The sequence below is a fragment of the Candidatus Palauibacter sp. genome, from assembly GCF_965261555.1.
Lineage (GTDB): Bacteria > Gemmatimonadota > Gemmatimonadetes > Palauibacterales > Palauibacteraceae > Palauibacter.
Window position 1 is genome coordinate 1903748 of record NZ_OZ253465.1, and the last position, 16732, is coordinate 1920479.

The window sequence follows — 16732 nt, forward strand, 5'->3', positions numbered from 1 at the left end:
GGAGGCGATGATCTTCGCGGCGGGCCGGGGACGCCGCCTGCGGCCGCTCACCGACGCGACGCCCAAGGCGCTCGTCGACTTCGGCGGCGTCCCTCTGCTGGAGCGCGTCGCCGGGAACCTCGTCGCGGCGGGCGCGCACCGGCTGATCGTGAACGCGCACTATCTCGCCGAGCAGGTGGCGGCGTGGGCCGAGGCGTCGTCGCTGGGCGTCCCCGTGTTCGTGTCGCGGGAGGACGAGGAGTCGCCGGCTCCGCTGGACACGAGCGGTGGGCTCTTCCACGCGCGGTCGCTGTTCGAGGGGCGGGAACCCTTCCTCCTCCACAACTGCGATGTCGCGACCGACGTCGACCTCGCCGCGCTGTATCGCGCGCACGTCGAGGGGGAGGCGCGGGACGGGCGGCTCGCCACGCTCGCGATCGCGGAGCGGGGGACGTCGCGCCCTCTCCTGGTGGACGGCCGGGGCGTCTGCGGGCGCGCGAACCGGGACGAGGGGTGGGAAGTCGTCGCGCGCGAGCCGTCGAGTGCGGACGAAGCCCGGGAGTACGGCTTCTGCGGCATCCACGCGATCGCGCCGCGCGTGTTCGAACGCTACGCGGAAGGAGGCGTCTTCTCGATCATGGATTCGTACATGGACTGGATCGGAGACGGGGAGCACGTCGCCGTGTTCGACGCGACGGGCGCGGCGTGGTACGACATCGGGACGCCCGAGCGGCTGGACGCCGCGCGGCGCGCCTTCGGGGCGAGCGCTTCGGCGGACGGCGCCGCCGCGGCGGAGGCGGCCCCTTCGGCGGGACGGCGCGGCGCATGAGGGCGATCCGGATCCGGGAGCCCGGCGGCCCGGAGGTCCTCGAACTCGTGGAGAGGGACGACCCGGTCGCGGGTGCGGGCGAGGTGCGGGTGCGCGTGCGGTGCGCGGGGATCAACCGGGCCGACCTCCTGCAGCGGATGGGCCGCTATCCGGCGCCGGCGGACGCTCCGGCGGATATCCCGGGACTCGAGTTCGCCGGGGAGATCGAGGCGGTCGGGGCCGGCGTCACCGGCTGGTCCGCGGGCGACCGCGCGATGGGCATTCTGGGCGGCGGCGGATACGCCGAGCGCGTGACGGTGCCGGCCGGGCAGCTCCTGCCCGTCCCGCCGACGCTGAACTGGACCGAGGCCGGAGCGATCCCGGAGGTCTTCCTCACCGCGGCGGACGCCCTCATCGAGCGCGGCCGTCTGCGCCCCGGCGAGTGCGTGCTCGTGCACACGGCCGGCGGCGGCGTGGGAACCGCCGCCCTGCAGCTCGCCCGGGCGGCGGGAGCGGGCTCGATCATCGCCACGGCGTCGGCGGCCAAGCTCGACCGCATCCGCGAAGCCGGACTGCCGCACAACCTCGCCGTCGACCGCCGGGCCGGCTCCTTCGCCGACGAGGTCGCCAGCCACACCGACCGGGCCGGCGCCGACGTCATCCTGGACACCGTCGGCGCCCCCTACTGGGAGGCGAACATCGCCAGCCTCGCCACCCTCGGCCGCCTCGTCATCGTCGGCGTCATGGGCGGCATGAAGGTCGAGGCCAACCTCCGAACCCTCATGGGGAAGCGCGCGACCGTCGTCGGCACCGTCCTCCGCGCGCGCTCGAAGGCGGAGAAGGCGACGCTCACGGAGATGTTCGCGACCCGCTTCCTCCCCGGCTTCACGGCGCCGGAGGGCGACCCCTCCCATCTCCGCCCCGTCATCGACCGCGTCTTCCCCCTCGCCGATGCCGCCGAGGCCCACCGCTACGTCGAGTCCAACCAATCCTTCGGCAAAGTCCTCCTCAACACCGACGCCTGATGGTCCTCCGGCTTCCGCGATGCGGCATGTGGACTTAGTTTGATAAACTAAGTTCAAGGAGAATCGATGCGTACCGTCAACATGCACGAAGCCAAGACGCACCTTTCCCGTCTCGTCCAGGCGGCCGTGGACGGCGAACCGTTCGTCATCGCGCGGGCAGGCAAACCCCTGGTCAAGGTCACTTCGATTGAGGCCCGCGGGGGAGCCGAGGTGCGCCGCACGGGATTCATGGCCGGAGAAATCTCCGTTCCTGACGACTTCGACCGCATGGGTTCGGCGGAGATTGAAGCGATGTTCGAGGGCGATGAAGTCACGTTGCGAGACGCGTGACGGTGCTCCTCGACACGCACGTTCTGCTGTGGGCCGCGGGCGCGCCGGACCGGCTGCCGTCCGATGCGCGGGCTGTGATCGAGGATCCGGAGACGACCCTCGTCTACAGCGTCGCCTCGGTGTGGGAAATCGCGATCAAGAGCGGACTGGGACGGACCGACTTCCGCGTCGATCCGCGCGTCCTCCGCCGGAGATTGCTGGCCAACGACTATACCGAACTGCCGGTGACCGGCTCCCACGCGGCGGTCGTGGACCTCTTGCCGCCCATCCACAAGGATCCCTTCGACCGGCTCCTGGTCGCCCAGGCGCAACTCGAGGGACTGACGCTCTGGACGGTCGACGAAACCCTCGCGCGCTACTCCGGCCCGATTCGCGTTATCTAGCCGCCGCTCACGGCGGGCAGTGTCACACGCACCATGGAGCCGAGCGGCGTTCAACGTGGGCGCCTCGGTGCGTTGGCCCGCTGACGGCGGGGCGGTATCATCCCGGCCATGCAGGTCTGGATCGGCACGAGCGGCTACAGCTATCCCGCGTGGAAGGGCAGCTTCTACCCGGAGGATCTCCCCAACAGGGAGATGTTGTCCTTCTACGGCCGCCAGCTTGGGGCCGTCGAGATCAACAACACCTTCTACCGCATGCCGCGCGAGAGCGTGCTCGAAAACTGGGCCGACGCGGTGCCCGACGGATTCCGCTTCGCGCTCAAGGCTTCGCGCCGCATCACGCACTTCAAGCGGTTGCAGAACGCGGAGGAGGAAACGGAGTATCTCGTGCAGACGGCGTCGGTGATGGCGGATCGCGCGGGCGTCATCCTCTACCAGCTTCCGCCCAACTTCAAGCGGGACGATGAACGGCTCGCGCGTTTCGTGGACCAGCTTCCGAACCCCGGCACCTCCGCCTTCGAGTTCCGGCACGCCTCGTGGCTCGACGAGGCGGTGTTCGACATCCTTCGGGCCCGGAACTCCGCCCTCTGTCTCGCCGAAACGGATGAAGGAGAAGACGCGCCGCTCGTCGAGACGGCGAACTGGACCTACCTCCGCCTGCGCCGGAGCGCGTACTCCACGGAGGAGCTGGAAGCCTGGGCCGAACGACTGCGCGCCTCGGGCTGGGACCGGGTCTACGCCTTCTTCAAGCACGAAGATGCCGGCGTCGGTCCCGCGCTCGCCGGACAGTTCACGGAGATGATGGCGGAGACAACGGCGGAGATGACGGAGGGGACGCGCGCATGACCCGGGTCGTCGGCCAGTTGCTGCTCGTCAACATCCTCATGTACGTGCTCACGCGCGGCAATCCGGCCCTGTTCCGGGAGCTGTGGCTCGTCCCCGCGCAGGTCCTGACCAAACCCTGGACGCTCCTCACCTACCAGTTCCTGCACGACCTGGGCGGCCTGTCCCACATCCTCTTCAACATGCTCGCGCTCTTCTTCTTCGGGCGGAAGCTGGAGATGCTCCTGGGATCGAGGAGCTTTCTCAAGCTCTATCTCACCGCGGGGTTCGCGGGGGCCCTGGTTCACATCCTGTGGACCCTGCTCGCGATGTCGCAGGGCGGTCTCTACGTGCCGATGGTCGGCGCATCGGCGGCGGTCTACGGCGTGCTCTTCGGCTACGCCAAATACTGGCCCCGCGACCGCGTGCTGCTCTGGATGGTCGTCCCGGTGCAGGTGCGCCACCTCGTCATCGGGTTGACGGTCCTCTCGCTGTGGCTGGGGCTGGGTGGCGCAGGCGGGGGGGTGGCGCACTTCGCGCACCTGGGCGGGTTCCTCGGCGGCTGGCTCTTTCTGAGGCTGCGGGCCACGCGCTCGGCGGCGGCTCAGTTCCGCAAGAAAGCCGAGAGTCCCGGCGTCCGCATGGGAGAGCGGGAGTTGAACACGAAGTGGGGGCGCATCGATCCGAGCGCCATGCATCCCGTGAACCGGGCCGAGTACGAGCGCATCGCCGACAAGCTCAAGGCCGCGGGGTGGTCCGCCCTCACCGACCGCGAGCGCACGTTCGTCGAGAGATTCGGCGGAGGCTTCGGCTAAGCGGGACTGGTTGGGCGTCTTTCCCTTGCTCCATCTGGTGACTTGGTGCTATGGTGACAGCCTCGGTATCTTGGGAGCCCGACAACGGCAGGACGACGACATGCCCCGTCTCACCATCCGCCTGAGCCCCCGAACGCATCGCGCCCTGAAGGAAGCTTCAGTTCGGCAGGGTCGCTCGATGGGTGCGATCATCGAAGAGAGCCTGGAGTTGAGAGGCGTCCGACCGATCAGCACGGCCAAGGAGATTGTGGCCAGGGCCCGCGGGCGCGCCGAACTGACAGCGGACGAAGCCATGGCCGTGGCGGTCCGCGAAACGGGGCTCCATCGCGAGGGACGGTAGAGGCGTCAGGTTGGAGTCGTGACCCCGGCCGTCTTTGTGGTGGACACAAACGTGGTCGTCTCCGCGCTGATCACGTCGGATGCGACGAGTCCCACCGCAAAAATCCTGGACGCCATGCTCGATGGGGGTCTCCTCTACCTCATGTCCGAGGATCTGATCGCGGAATACGCGACGGTGTTGCGGCGCCCCGCGCTCGCGGAGCTCCACGGCTTGAGTGAACGGGAGATCGACAGACTCCTGACCGAACTCACCGCAAACGCGATATGGCGCGAACCCGCAGCGGGCGGCGGGGCGCCGGACGCCCGCGACAATCACCTCTGGGCTCTACTTGCCAGCCACGCCGGCAGTCGGCTTGTCACTGGCGACCGCCTCCTCCTCGACAACCCTCCCGCGGGCACTCCCGTCCTGACGCCCCGCGACCTTGCCGGACGGAAACGGGGGTAGAAGGCCCATGGACGGACGGATCCTTTTCCTGCCCGGCGATGGGATCGGCCCCGAAGTTCTTCTCGAGGCGCGGCGCGTGCTGGAGGCCGTCGGCGCGATCCATGGCCACCGTTTCGACGTCATCGAAGCCCCGATCGGCGACGGCGCGCGGGAGCGGTTCGGCGACCCGCTGCCGGAGGAAACGCGGGCGCTCGCCGTCGAGGTCGACGCCGTACTCGTGGGCGCGGTCGGACTCTCGGTGCGCTCCGTGGATGGGGGGCGGGTCGACGCCTCCAGAGGGCTGCTGGATCTGCGGCGGCTGCTCGGAAACCACGCGAATATCCGGCCTGTGGCCGTGCCCGACGCGCTCGTGGAGCGGTCTCCCCTTCGTCCCGAATGCGTCCGCGGCGTGGACCTCGTCGTCGTCCGCGAACTGCTCGGCGGCATCTATTACGGGCGTCCGCGGGGGGTCGAGGACGGCGTCGCCTACGACACCGAGATCTATACGGAGGAGGAGGTTCGGCGGATCTCCGTGTCCGCGTTCGAACTCGCGCGCACGCGGCGGAGGAAGGTGACGTCGATCGACAAGGCGAATGTCCTGGAGTCGTCGATCTTCTGGCGCCGGATCGCCGAGGAAGTGTCGCGCGACTATCCGGATATCGAGTTTTCGAGCATGCTCGTGGACAATTGCGCGATGCAGTTGATCCAGAATCCGCGCCAGTTCGACGTGCTGCTGACGAGCAACATGTTCGGCGACATTCTGAGCGACGAGGCGGCGGTGCTCGTGGGGAGCCTGGGCATGCTGCCGTCGGCGAGCGTGGGCGGCGAGATCGGTCTCTACGAGCCGGTCCACGGCGCGGCGCCGGACATCGCGGGGCGGGGGATCGCCAACCCCGTCGGCGCGATCCTCTCCGTCGCGATGATGCTCGAACTCACCTTCGCGCTGCCGGAGGAGGCGGGCGCGGTGCGGGCGGCCGTCGACCGCGTGCTCGAAGACGGATACGGCACCGCGGATCTCCACGCCGACGGCGGCCGCGCGGCGGTGTCCACGGCGCGGATGGGCGAGTTGATCGTCGAAGCCCTGGGTGTGGCGGGCGCCGCCGGCGTGTGACCGGTATCTTTCAGGCGGTCGCCGGGGGCATCCCGATTCAGCGGGATTGAGAGCGTACCCCATGAACCTGATCCGGCTCATACCGGCGTAGGGAGCGCGGCCCGTGCGGGGCAGCGTCCCCGCCCGGCGTCGACCGTCCCCCGTCCGGCGACGACGCGGGTGTGCCGGGGAAACGACGCCGGTCATGATCGACCCCCTCGCCGTCCCGACTCCGTATGAAGGAGCCTTCCCCAATTCCACGCGGGTCTTCGCGGCTGGCCCCGGTGGCCTTCGCGTCCCCATGCGGGAGATCGCGCTCTCCGGCGGCGAGGCGCCGCTACGGGTCTACGACACCAGCGGTCCGGGCGGGTGCGATGTGCGCGAGGGCCTGCCGCTTCTGCGCGACGAGTGGATCCGCGCCCGCGACGTGCGTTCGACGGGGCGCTCCGCCACGGCCGTCCGCGGGCCGCGCGACGACGCCATGGAACTGCCCTCGACCCTCGTTCGCGAAACGCGGCGGGGAAACGGTCCCGTCACGCAGATGCACCATGCCCGCCGCGGCGAGATCACGCCGGAGATGGCGTTCATCGCCGTGCGGGAGGGCATGGACCCGTCCTTCGTGCGCGACGAAGTGGCGCGGGGTCGCGCGATCATCCCCGCCAACGTCAACCACCCCGAACTCGAGCCCATGATCATCGGGCGCGGCTTCAAGGTGAAGATCAACGCCAACATCGGGAACTCCGCCGTCACCTCTTCGATCGAGGAGGAGGTGGAGAAGCTCCGCTGGGCGACGCTGTGGGGCGCCGACACGGTGATGGACCTCTCCACGGGGAGGAACATCCACGCCACGCGGGAGTGGATCCTCCGCAACTCCCCCGTCCCCATCGGCACCGTGCCCGTCTACCAGGCGCTGGAGAAGGTGGGCGGCGTCCCCGAAGAACTTACGTGGGAGGTCTACCGCGACACCCTCGTCGAACAGTGCGAGCAGGGGGTGGACTACTTCACCGTACACGCGGGGCTGCGGCTCCGGTACGTGCCGCTCACGGCGGAGCGGGTGACGGGGATCGTGAGCCGCGGCGGATCCATCATCGCCAAGTGGTGCATGGCCCACCACCGGGAGAACTTCCTCTACACGCACTTCCGCGAGTTGTGCGAGATCGTGCGCGAATACGACGTGTCGCTGTCGCTGGGAGACGGGCTGCGGCCGGGGTCGATCGCCGACGCCAACGACGAGGCGCAGTTCGCCGAGTTGCGCACGCAGGGCGAACTCACGCGGATCGCGTGGGAATACGACGTGCAGGTCATGAACGAGGGCCCGGGGCACGTCCCCATGCACCTGATCCGCGAGAACATGGACAAGCAGCTCGAGTGGTGCGACGAGGCGCCCTTCTACACGCTGGGGCCGCTGACGACGGACATCGCGCCCGGCTACGACCACATCACGAGCGCGATCGGCGCGGCGACGATCGGCTGGCACGGCACGGCGATGCTGTGCTACGTGACGCCCAAGGAGCACCTCGGGCTCCCCGATCGCGACGACGTGAAGGCCGGCGTCATCGCGTACCGGATCGCGGCGCACGCGGCGGACCTCGCGCGCGGGCACCCCGGCGCGCAGGCGTGGGACGACGCGATCTCGAAGGCGCGCTTCGAGTTCCGGTGGGAGGACCAGTTCAACCTCTCGCTCGACCCGGTGACCGCGCGCGCCTTCCACGACGAGACGCTCCCGGCGGAGGGCGCGAAGATCGCCCACTTCTGCTCGATGTGCGGCCCGAAGTTCTGCGCGATGAAGATCAGCGAGGACGTGCGCCGCTACGCCCGCGAGCGCGGTCTGGACACCGCCGAAGCCATCGAGCGGGGGATGAACGAGAAGGCGGCCGAGTTCCGCCGCGCGGCGGCGGCTTCGAACATCCCGGGTGCCTGACGCGCTCGGAGTGGAATCGGAGCGGCTTGAACGCATATATTCTATGAAGGGAGATGTGACGGGCCGAGGGCCACCACCGTCAATCATGGTGAGCCAGGGCCCGATCAGGGAGGAAGGGAGGACGGGATGTTCGACCGACGAAATGTGACCGCAGTGCTCCTCGCGGCCGCGCTCGCGGCCGGCTGCAGCGAGGGAACGACGGAGCCACCTGCCACGGCGGAGCCGCTTTCCGCAGCCGAGTCCATGGCGCTGTTCGAGGCGATGCGGGCGCTTCAGAGTGACACGGCTGCCACGATCATCGGCGGCTCCGAGAACAGCGTCGTGATCGCATGTCCCCTCGGAGGACAGCTCCGGCGTACGGTGATGTATGCGGACGAATCGGCGGCGGACACGCTGAGGTTGGCGTGGGACCTCGCGGCCGCACCCGCCGAATGCCGGTTCTCGAGCGGGGGATTGCAGTTCACGGTGGACGGCGCCCCGGAGGTCCGCGACCGCGGCGCCTTCGTCATCGTCGGTTTCCTCGAGCAGTTCAGGCTCGAAGGATCGGTAAGCGGCAGGCTGGACTGGCGGCTCGACGACCGGGCCGGATCCTGCGACATGGACCTGACCTGGAGCGGGGAGCCGGACCTTTCCGGCACGGAACCGTCCGTGGCAGGACTCCTGACGGGCACGGTGTGCGGCCACGACGCCGAAATCCCGGTGGAGAGCATTCCCGGTTCCGGCGGCTGACCATCATGGAGCGGAGCGAGGCGGGTCGGGGCCCGCTGATTGCTCCTAAACCACCTCGGCCCTGGCGCTCGGCGAGCGGACATCCGCTCGGGGCTCCGCGAAGCTCTCAGTCGGGGGAGCGTCGGATCCACGATCTGACGGCAGATCCGGCGTTGTGCCCTTCCAGGCTTCGAGCGCGGCCTTCTGGAGGCCGACGATGTCGCGCTCCATCCATTCGAAGTCACCCGCCATGATATCCTGCGCGATGCGGTAGTCCGCCGCGTCGTGGTTCGAGCGGATGCGGCGGAAGAGTTCGCCCACGCGGCGGCGTGACCCGGCCGCGAACGAATCGGCGAGGCGGACGGCCTCCCGGGCCTCTTCGCGCGCCCCCTCGCCTTCGCGGCGTCGCAGCATGTCGGCCCTCGTGACGGCCGCCGCGATCGCGAACAGTTCCGCGCCGACGTCGATGACGCGGAAGAGGAGTCCCTGGCGCCGCTCGAGTTTGGGCCCGTGGCGGAGTATGAGGTGGAAGGTCGTCCGCGCGAGCTTGCGGCTGTTGCGCTCGACGAAACGCAGGTGCTTCGCCAGGCGCCCGTGGTTCGCGAAGCGCGGCGGCAGGCTCCAGCCGATCCAGGTCGACGGATACCAGGTGGCGTAGAACCACGCGGCCCGCGGCAGAACCTTGAGCTTGGCGCCAAGGCCGAGGCGCGGGTCGACGAGACCGCCCGCGATCTGAAGGTGCCGGTCCACGGCCTCGCGGGCCATGAACAGGCGCAGGATCTCGCTCGATCCCTCGAAGATCCGGTTGATGCGGAAGTCGCGCAGCCAGCGCTCGACGGCGACGGGTTCCTCGCCCCGCGCCGTGAGCGAGTCGGCCGTCTCGTAGCCGCGTCCGCCCCGCACCTGCAGGGCGTCGTCCACGAGTTGCCAGCCCGTCTCCGTGTTCCAGAGCTTCGCCATCGCGGCCTCGAGCCGGATGTCGTAGCCGCCCCGGTCCGCCATCGACTGCGTGAGGTCGGCGATCGCGGACATGGCGTAGGTCCGCGTCGCAATCGAGGTCAGGTAGTGCGCGATCGTCTCGTGCTTGCCGACCGGCACGCCCCACTGGATCCGCTCCGCGCACCAGCGGCGGCACGCCTCGAGCGCGGCCTGCGCTCCACCCACCGACGAGGCCGGGATCGTGAGCCGCCCCGTGTTCAGCGTCATGAGCGCGAGCTTGAGTCCGCTCCCTTCCTTCCAGAGCAGGTTCCCGGCAGGCACGCGGACGTTCGTGAAGCGGATGATCCCGTTCTCGAGCGCCTTCAGTCCCATGAAATGGCAGCGCCGCACGATCTCGACGCCCGGCCAGTCGCGCTCGACGATGAAGGCGGAGATGCGGCCCGTGTCCGGGTGGCGCGCCATCACGACGTAGAGTTCGGCCAGGGTGCCGTTCGTGCACCACAGCTTCTCGCCGTTCAGGATGAAGGCGGATCCGTCTTCCGTGCGCTCGGCGGAGGTCGTGAGCCGGGCCGGATCCGAACCCACGTCGTTCTCGGTGAGGGCGAAGGCGCTGACGGCCCCCTTCGCGAGCCGGGGGAAATACGCCTCCTTCTGCGCCTCGGTCCCGAACATCTTGAGCGGCTGTCCCACGCCGATCGACTGATGCGCGGAGAGGAGGGCGACGACGTTCCCGTCCACCGAGCCCACGACCCGCATCGCGTTCGCGTACTCCGTCTGGTTGAACCCGAGGCCGCCGTACTTCTCCGGCACCTTGATGCCGAAGGCGCCACGCTCGGCGAGCGACCGCACGACCTCCGGCGGGATCTTGCCGTCCCGGTCGATGCCGTCCGAGTCCACCTCGTCCCGCAGGAAGACCCGCAGATCCTCCGTCCACGCGCGGGCGCGCTCGGAGATGAAGTCGTCGGGGTCGGGATAGGGGTGGATCGCGTCGAGCCGGAGCTTCCCGAGAAAGAGGTTCCGGACGAAGGTCCGCCCCGTCCAGTCGGTCTCGCGCGCGGCCTCGGCGACCTTCCGGGCTTCGGCCTCGCTGACGTGGGTTTTTCCGCTCGCGTCTGTATGTGTGGACATGTGAATCTTCCGCCTCTCGTGCCTCATATCGGGACGCCGCCACGGGAGGACGACACTCCTGCAAAGCTACCCCGCGCGATGCGTTCGCGACAAACCGACGGGTCGCGTCGCACGGACCCTCCTTCGTACCCTTGAGCGTCCCAAACGGACCTCCGCCCGCTTCGAAAGGCCGCCGCGAGTGAACTCGACCCCTCGAACCCCGCCCGTCGCGCGCCGGGAGATCGTCTCCTGGGCGATGTACGACTTCGCCCACTCGGCGTTCGGCACGATCATCGTGACCTTCATCTTCTCCGCCTACTTCGCGCGGTCGATCGCGCCCGACGCCGTCCTGGGGGGTGTCTGGTGGACGCGCGCGGTCACCGTCTCCGCCGTCACGACCGCGCTCATCATGCCGGTGGTGGGCGCGATGGGGGACTTCGGCGGCCTCAAGAAGCGGTTCCTGCTCATCGCCACGGCGGTCTGCGTGGCCCTGACCGCGGGTCTGTTCCGCATGGGGCCGGGAGATGCGTGGATCGCCGCGCTCATGTTCATCGGCGCCAGCGTCGCCTACGAGTCGATGCAGTCGCTCGCCAACGCGTTCCTTCCCGAGATCTCCACGCGCGAGAACATGGGACGGATATCCGGGCTGGGCTGGGGTCTCGGGTACTTCGGCGGCCTCCTCTGCCTCGTTCCGGCACTGGGAATGGTCAGCGGCTGGCTGCCGGAGGACGGAGGGCTGAACGTGCGGTCCACGAACCTCCTCGCCGCCGGCTGGCTCCTCGTGTTCTCGATTCCGACCTTTCTCTTCCTTCGGGAGCGGCAGCCCCGCCGCCGCGCGTCACTCGGCACCTACGCACGGATGGGCTTCGGCCGCATCGCGGACACGGCCCGGGACCTGAGGCGCTATCGCCAGGCGGTCCGCCTGCTCGTCGCGCGTCTCGTCTACAACGACGGGCTCGCGACGGCCTTTGCCATGGCGGCGATCTTCGCGGCGGCCGAGTTCGGGATGGAGACGGCGGATCTCCTCATCGTCGGCATCGTCGTGAACGCGACGGCGGGCGCGAGCGCGATCGGCTTCGGCTTCGTCCAGGACCGGATCGGCGGGAAGCGGACGATCGCGGTCACGCTCGTGCTGCTGATGGTGGCGATCGGCATGGCATGGACCGCGCGGGATCTCCCGATGTTCTGGGCCGCGGCGATCCTTCTGGGGCTGATGGTGGGGCCGAACCAGGCGGGGAGCCGCGCGCTCCTCGGTTCGTTCGTGCCCGAGAGCAAGCAGGGCGAACTGTTCGGCTTCTACGCCTTCTCCGGCCGGCTTTCCGCCGCGGCGGGGCCCCTCTCCTACGGGCTGATCCTCGGCGCCACGGGGAGCCACCGCTGGGCCATCGCCTCCATCCTCGTGTTTCTCGCCGCGGGGCTGCTGCTGTTGCTGCGGGTGGACGAGGAGGAAGGCGTGAAGCTGGCGACCGCTCGGCACGAGATGTAGAACCCGTAAGGCTGTTCCTCCCAGAGCGCGCCGGACTGGGTGGTGGGGCCGCCCCAGCGACACGAACGGGGCCGCCTGCGGCCCGGAGTCCGTCGGCCAGGTCCTCGTCGGTCGCCGTCACCACCACCGTCTGTGTCCGGTTCCAGTTCGTCGTCGTGAACGTTGTGAAGCTGGACGCGATATCTTGAGGTGCTATATAAGTAGATGTAATACTTATCATATCATGGGCCGCCGTCACCGGGATGGCGGGTCATGACGACCTCAAGCGTTCACGCGATCAACCATGAGGATCTCCCCTTCCGGGGCTGCGCTGGGACTGGGGCTGGCCCTCCTCGGCGCCTGTGGCGGCGAGGAACCCGTCACCGTTGAGCCGGTCGAGCCGCAGCCGAACCGCGCGCCCGTGGTGGTGTCGGCGATCGGAGCGGGGGAGGTGGAGGTGAACGGGACGCTGGTGGTGGATGCGTCGCCGCATTTCAGCGACCCGGACGGGGACGCGCTGGAGTACGAGGCCTCGTCGTCGGCGCCCTGGCTGGCGTCGGTCGCGGTCTCCGGGGCCGCGTTGACACTGACGGGGGTGTCGGTGGGGGAGGTGGAGGTGGCGGTGACGGCGCGGGACCGGGAGGGACTGGCCGTGTCGCAATCGTTCACGGTCACCGTGACACCGATCGGCGAGTGGGGACCGGCGAACACGTTCGGGTTCTACACGTTTCCGGACTCGCTCTATCCGATGGCGCGCATCGAGTGGACGATGCTTCCGATACAGGCGCCGGCGGAGAGCCTGCACGAGAAGGGGCTGCTGCACTACTGGGCGATGCAGTTTCTTCATGACGATCAGGGCAGGCTGGCGGGCTATGCCGGTCTCCAGTCGCAGGGTCTGTTCAAGAATGAGCCGCTCGACCGTCGCGTCGTGAACTTCGCGATATGGGACTCGGATGCCACGAACACCGAGGCGATGGTGGATACCGAGAACGACGAGTGCCGCTGCCACCAGATCATGCTTCCGTACGAGTGGGAGGAGGGGACGCCCTATCGGTTCGTCGCGGATACCGGCCCGTCCGGCGAGACGGACGAGTATCGGTGGTGGGGTCTGTGGGTGACGAACCTGGTCACCGACTCCACCACGTTCGTGGGCGAGACACGGTCGTGGCGGCGACGCATCGAGGATCCTCCCGTCTCATGGGGCGAGGACCTTCACTGGTGGCGGACGGCAGTGGGAAATGAGGCCTATGAGTGCGAGGATTTTGAGTCCTCGTCGCTGGCGGTCCTGGACGTGCTGGCCGACCGCGTCCCGCCCGCCTCCGTTCACGCCCTCACCAGTGGCGGAACGGAGGTGACGGGTTCGAATGGGCACCGGACCACGGTCTGCGATTCGGCGGTGGCCTACTCACTCGGGACCGATGTACAGCACAACCTCGGCTACTGGTCCACTCCGCCGGAGAACGTACTCGGGAAGTAGTCTGCTGCCGCCCCGACTCCATCGAGGGCCGCGCGATCCGGCGGACCGGCGCGTCGTATGTCTACGCCCGGCTAGCGCTGCAAACGCGCGGCGGCGGCGAGGGCCCGGCGCAGGAGGGCGTGCTCGATCGCCGCGGTCGGGGACGCCGCGTCGGCGAGCGAATCGGCGCGGGCGCGCATCGAAGCGATGGTGACGGTCTCGAAGGCGCCGGGCACGGGGCCGCCATCGGGGCTTTCCGCCGCGGCGTCGAACAGGAACCGCACCAGCCGATCGTCGGGGTCGAAGGGACGGCCCTGGCCGAGCGATGCCGGCCACAGGAGCGCGGCCTCCAGGTGACGGCGAGCGACCGGACGGTCCCCGGCCTCCAGTTCGTCGAGTGCGGCCCCGACGTGCGCGAATTCGTACAGGCGGTGGGCCTCGCCGGAGTTCTCCGAGGGAAGGACGTGCGTGTCGCCGAGGATCCGGATCGCTTCGCCGTGCTCGCCGGCCTGGAGGAGTCCCCGCACATGGAGGAGGGCGAGGTTGAAGTCGCCCGGGAAGCGTTCCCGTCCCCGGCCTGACGCCTCGCGCGCCTCCGTCCAGCGTCCCGTTTCCTGGAGGTGCCGAATGAGGGAGATGTGGAGGAGGCGGTTGTCGGGATCCACCTCGACCGCGCGCCGGAAATCGGGGCCGGGATCGCCGCTCGTGGCCCTCGCCAGGTGCGCGCGCGCCGCGTAGGCGGGTCCGTAGTCGGGGTCGTCGCCGAGGGAGGCCAGGACCTCGGCCGCTTCGGCGTCGCGGTCGAGCGCCCACAGGTTCAGGCCCAGCAGGTAACGCCAACCCCAGTGCGCGTCCTCGCGGGCCGCCCAGCGCAGGACGGGCAGGGTCTCGGGGCGGTAGGGGAAGGCGAAGGCGGGATCGGCTCCCGCCCGCAGCAGTTCGGCGTCGCCGCGCAGGAAGGCGAGCCACGCGGCGGCAACGGGACCGCCGCCCACTTCCTCCGCCAACTCCAGCAGGCGCGCGGCATCGCCGGGCAGCCCGCGGTTCGCGTAGCCCACGGCGAGTTCCAGCAGCGTCTGCCCCGGATACTCGCTCCGCATCGACGCGGCGAGGCGAGTCGCTTCGGCGCCGCCAGCCGTCTCGTCGCCCTCGGCGCGCGCCGCGAGATAGCGCTCGGCCAGCACGAAGTGGTTCAGCGGGTCAAGCTCCAGAAGCTCCGCCCGCGCGCGCGCCGCGCCGGTTTCGTCCCCCGCCAGGCGCGCCGCGATCGCAAGCACCTCGCGGGCGGGAATGCTCACGCGGTCGTGGTCGAGCGCGAGCCCGGCGTGACGGCGCGCCCCTGCCAGGTCGCCGGCCTCGAGCGCCAGTTCCGCCAGCCGAGTGCGCGCCGCGGCCCGGAAGCCGACCGACCGGGCGGCCCAGCCGAACGAGTCGAGTGCATCGGCCCGGCGCCCGAGGGCGAGATACAGGTTGCCGGCGAGGAAGTTGGCCTCGGCATCGTACGTGTCGAGCTGGAGCACGCGCCGCGCGTGGGCGAGGCCCTCCTCGTAGCGGGCCGACCTCAGCCCCAGCGCGCCCAGCCCCAGCAGCGCCTCCCGGTTCCAGGGCTCCGCCGCGAGCGCCCGTTCGTACAGCGTCCGCGCCTCCGCGTAGCGGCGGCCCCGCGCGAGTTCCCGCGCCTCGAACACCAGGCGGTCCGTCTCCGGGAGGGCGTCCCAAGCCTCGGCGTTCGTCGCAAACGGCCGGGACACCGACGGCTCTCCGCCGAATCCGCAGACCCCGGCGAGACCGGTCGCCCCCGGGGTCGAGCAGGCTTCCAGGCCGAGCCGGGGCAGTGAAACGCGCCACGGCTGCACGGGCGCGACACCGAACTCCACCTCCAGCGGCTCAAGCGGTTCGAGCGCCACCGCCCGCGCGCCGACCTGTTCGCCGCCGGACCACGCGGTCACCGTGTCGGCCCCGGCGCCGAACGCCTGGACCACCACCCGCAGGCGGTCGCTCTCCCGTTCCACGTGCATGGCGCCGTGAGGAGACGCGTCGGTGAGGCCGCCCGTCCCTTCCAGCGGGAACCACGTCTCGGTCCAGCGGCTGGCCGAGAGGGGATCGAACGCGCCCTGCGAGATCGGGTTGCGGTCCGCACCCGGCGAGTACTGCACGTGCAGCCGTCCCGCCTGAAACTCGACGTACTGTCCGTCCGTGTCGGTGAGCAGCTCCTCCCAGATGCCGCCCGCCGGCGAGAGCGCCCACAGCCACATCTTGCGTCCGGGCATCTCCTCGTGCGGGGCCCAGTGCCCCCACCCGTAGTCCTCGTCGTGATAGTAGCCGCCGAAGAAGTCGTTCAGCGCCCCCACCACGTGGTAGGACTTGTGTCCCCCGAACGCGTTGTTGCGGTACAGGGGAAGGAATCGCCCCTCTTCATCCTCGGGCCACGGGCGCACCCGGCCGGAATGCTCCAGGTAGGCGTCCCCCGGCACGAAGAGTTCCAGGTCGTCCTGGGCGAAGGCCGCGGCCGTCATCCAGTTGTAGTAGGGCTGCTCCAGCGGGGTCGGGTTGTACCACAGGACGCGCGTCTCGAAGGCGGCGCGGTCCGGCGGAAGGCGGATCTCGACCCTCCACGGCGTGCGCGCCGGGAGATCGGTGGCGCCGACGATCGTGCTCACGCTCCCGTCCGCGTTCTCCCGCACGAGATAGTCGACGGGCGTGGCCGTGGCCGGCGTATGCCCGATGACGCCGAAGTTGAACTCGAGGCCGCCCGAGGTCCACGGTCCGCGCAGCGCGATGTCCCGGAACTTCATCACTTCGTTCCGATAGATGAACTCGTGGCCCGTCTCCTTCACCACGGCCCCCCACACCTTGCCGCCCACCTCGGGAAGGACGAAGACCTCGACGAGGTCGTTCTCCATCGTCACGACCTTCCACTCCCGGGGCTCCGACGTCGCGGCGTACCCCTCGAACGTGTGGTAGGGATACAGCCGGCGGTCGGTGGCCAGCACCGGCACGGGGTTCGGATCCGAGAACGGGTACGTGTCGAGGACGCGCACCTCCTCGGAGATTCGCGCGCGCGGTCCGGGGGCGTCGCACGATACGATGGCCAGCGCAGCACACAGCATTGCCGCGCTCCGCA

The 16732-nt window shown here is 69.6% G+C and carries 14 protein-coding genes, 1 pseudogene and 1 riboswitch; of the genes and pseudogenes, 13 read left to right on the forward strand and 2 right to left on the reverse strand.

Annotation, left to right across the window (positions count from 1 at the left end):
• Nucleotides 1-7 precede the first annotated feature (7 nt).
• The 11 genes and pseudogenes from ACQY5G_RS08180 to ACQY5G_RS08230 all read left to right on the forward strand — a co-directional run bounded on the left by ACQY5G_RS08180 (nucleotide 8) and on the right by ACQY5G_RS08230 (nucleotide 8662).
• Nucleotides 8-808: a sugar phosphate nucleotidyltransferase gene (locus tag ACQY5G_RS08180; RefSeq protein WP_428278668.1), complete on the forward strand. Its 801-nt coding sequence runs from the start codon at nucleotides 8-10 to the stop codon at nucleotides 806-808.
• On the forward strand, nucleotides 805-1812 hold the full coding sequence (locus tag ACQY5G_RS08185; RefSeq protein ID WP_428103644.1) for an NAD(P)H-quinone oxidoreductase: 1008 nt from the start codon (nucleotides 805-807) through the stop codon (nucleotides 1810-1812). Before ACQY5G_RS08180 ends, ACQY5G_RS08185 begins: the two co-directional genes overlap by 4 nt.
• A gap of 66 nt (nucleotides 1813-1878) precedes the next feature.
• Complete coding sequence (locus ACQY5G_RS08190) at nucleotides 1879-2142, forward strand: type II toxin-antitoxin system Phd/YefM family antitoxin (protein WP_428103647.1); 264 nt, start codon at nucleotides 1879-1881, stop codon at nucleotides 2140-2142.
• Nucleotides 2139-2525: a type II toxin-antitoxin system VapC family toxin gene (locus ACQY5G_RS08195; protein WP_428103649.1), complete on the forward strand. Its 387-nt coding sequence runs from the start codon at nucleotides 2139-2141 to the stop codon at nucleotides 2523-2525. Before ACQY5G_RS08190 ends, ACQY5G_RS08195 begins: the two co-directional genes overlap by 4 nt.
• A 108-nt stretch (nucleotides 2526-2633) precedes the next feature.
• Nucleotides 2634-3368, forward strand: a complete 735-nt coding sequence (locus tag ACQY5G_RS08200) for a DUF72 domain-containing protein (RefSeq protein WP_428103652.1) — start codon at nucleotides 2634-2636, stop codon at nucleotides 3366-3368.
• The gene (locus ACQY5G_RS08205) at nucleotides 3365-4159 is read left to right on the forward strand and encodes a rhomboid family intramembrane serine protease (RefSeq protein WP_428103654.1); all 795 of its coding nucleotides are present in this window, start codon (nucleotides 3365-3367) and stop codon (nucleotides 4157-4159) included. Before ACQY5G_RS08200 ends, ACQY5G_RS08205 begins: the two co-directional genes overlap by 4 nt.
• Before the next feature lie 100 nt (nucleotides 4160-4259).
• On the forward strand, nucleotides 4260-4499 hold the full coding sequence (locus ACQY5G_RS08210) for a CopG family transcriptional regulator (protein ID WP_428103656.1): 240 nt from the start codon (nucleotides 4260-4262) through the stop codon (nucleotides 4497-4499).
• An 18-nt stretch (nucleotides 4500-4517) separates the two neighbouring features.
• Nucleotides 4518-4943: a putative toxin-antitoxin system toxin component, PIN family gene (locus ACQY5G_RS08215; protein ID WP_428103658.1), complete on the forward strand. Its 426-nt coding sequence runs from the start codon at nucleotides 4518-4520 to the stop codon at nucleotides 4941-4943.
• 7 nt (nucleotides 4944-4950) lie between these two features.
• Complete coding sequence (gene leuB, locus ACQY5G_RS08220) at nucleotides 4951-6033, forward strand: 3-isopropylmalate dehydrogenase (protein WP_428103660.1); 1083 nt, start codon at nucleotides 4951-4953, stop codon at nucleotides 6031-6033.
• 13 nt (nucleotides 6034-6046) lie between these two features.
• Nucleotides 6047-6145: riboswitch (TPP riboswitch) on the forward strand.
• 159 nt (nucleotides 6146-6304) lie between these two features.
• Nucleotides 6305-7933 (forward strand): annotated as a pseudogene (gene thiC, locus ACQY5G_RS08225) (phosphomethylpyrimidine synthase ThiC); the annotation flags it as partial.
• Nucleotides 7934-8059: 126 nt separating this feature from the next.
• Nucleotides 8060-8662, forward strand: a complete 603-nt coding sequence (locus ACQY5G_RS08230) for a hypothetical protein (RefSeq protein WP_428103662.1) — start codon at nucleotides 8060-8062, stop codon at nucleotides 8660-8662.
• A gap of 45 nt (nucleotides 8663-8707) precedes the next feature.
• On the opposite strand, the gene ACQY5G_RS08235 is transcribed toward ACQY5G_RS08230, so the two are convergent.
• Entirely contained in the window at nucleotides 8708-10708 is a 2001-nt protein-coding gene (locus ACQY5G_RS08235) for an acyl-CoA dehydrogenase family protein (protein WP_428103664.1), read from the reverse strand.
• Nucleotides 10709-10886: 178 nt separating this feature from the next.
• On the opposite strand from ACQY5G_RS08235, the gene ACQY5G_RS08240 reads away from it, so the two are divergent.
• Both ACQY5G_RS08240 and ACQY5G_RS08245 read left to right on the forward strand, forming a co-directional pair.
• On the forward strand, nucleotides 10887-12173 hold the full coding sequence (locus tag ACQY5G_RS08240; RefSeq protein WP_428103666.1) for an MFS transporter: 1287 nt from the start codon (nucleotides 10887-10889) through the stop codon (nucleotides 12171-12173).
• Nucleotides 12174-12456: 283 nt separating this feature from the next.
• Nucleotides 12457-13629, forward strand: coding sequence for a DUF3472 domain-containing protein (locus ACQY5G_RS08245; RefSeq protein ID WP_428103669.1), 1173 nt, complete (start codon nucleotides 12457-12459; stop codon nucleotides 13627-13629).
• A 71-nt stretch (nucleotides 13630-13700) separates the two neighbouring features.
• On the opposite strand, the gene ACQY5G_RS08250 is transcribed toward ACQY5G_RS08245, so the two are convergent.
• Complete coding sequence (locus ACQY5G_RS08250) at nucleotides 13701-16718, reverse strand: DUF5107 domain-containing protein (protein WP_428103671.1); 3018 nt, start codon at nucleotides 16716-16718, stop codon at nucleotides 13701-13703.
• Nucleotides 16719-16732: the final 14 nt, after the last annotated feature.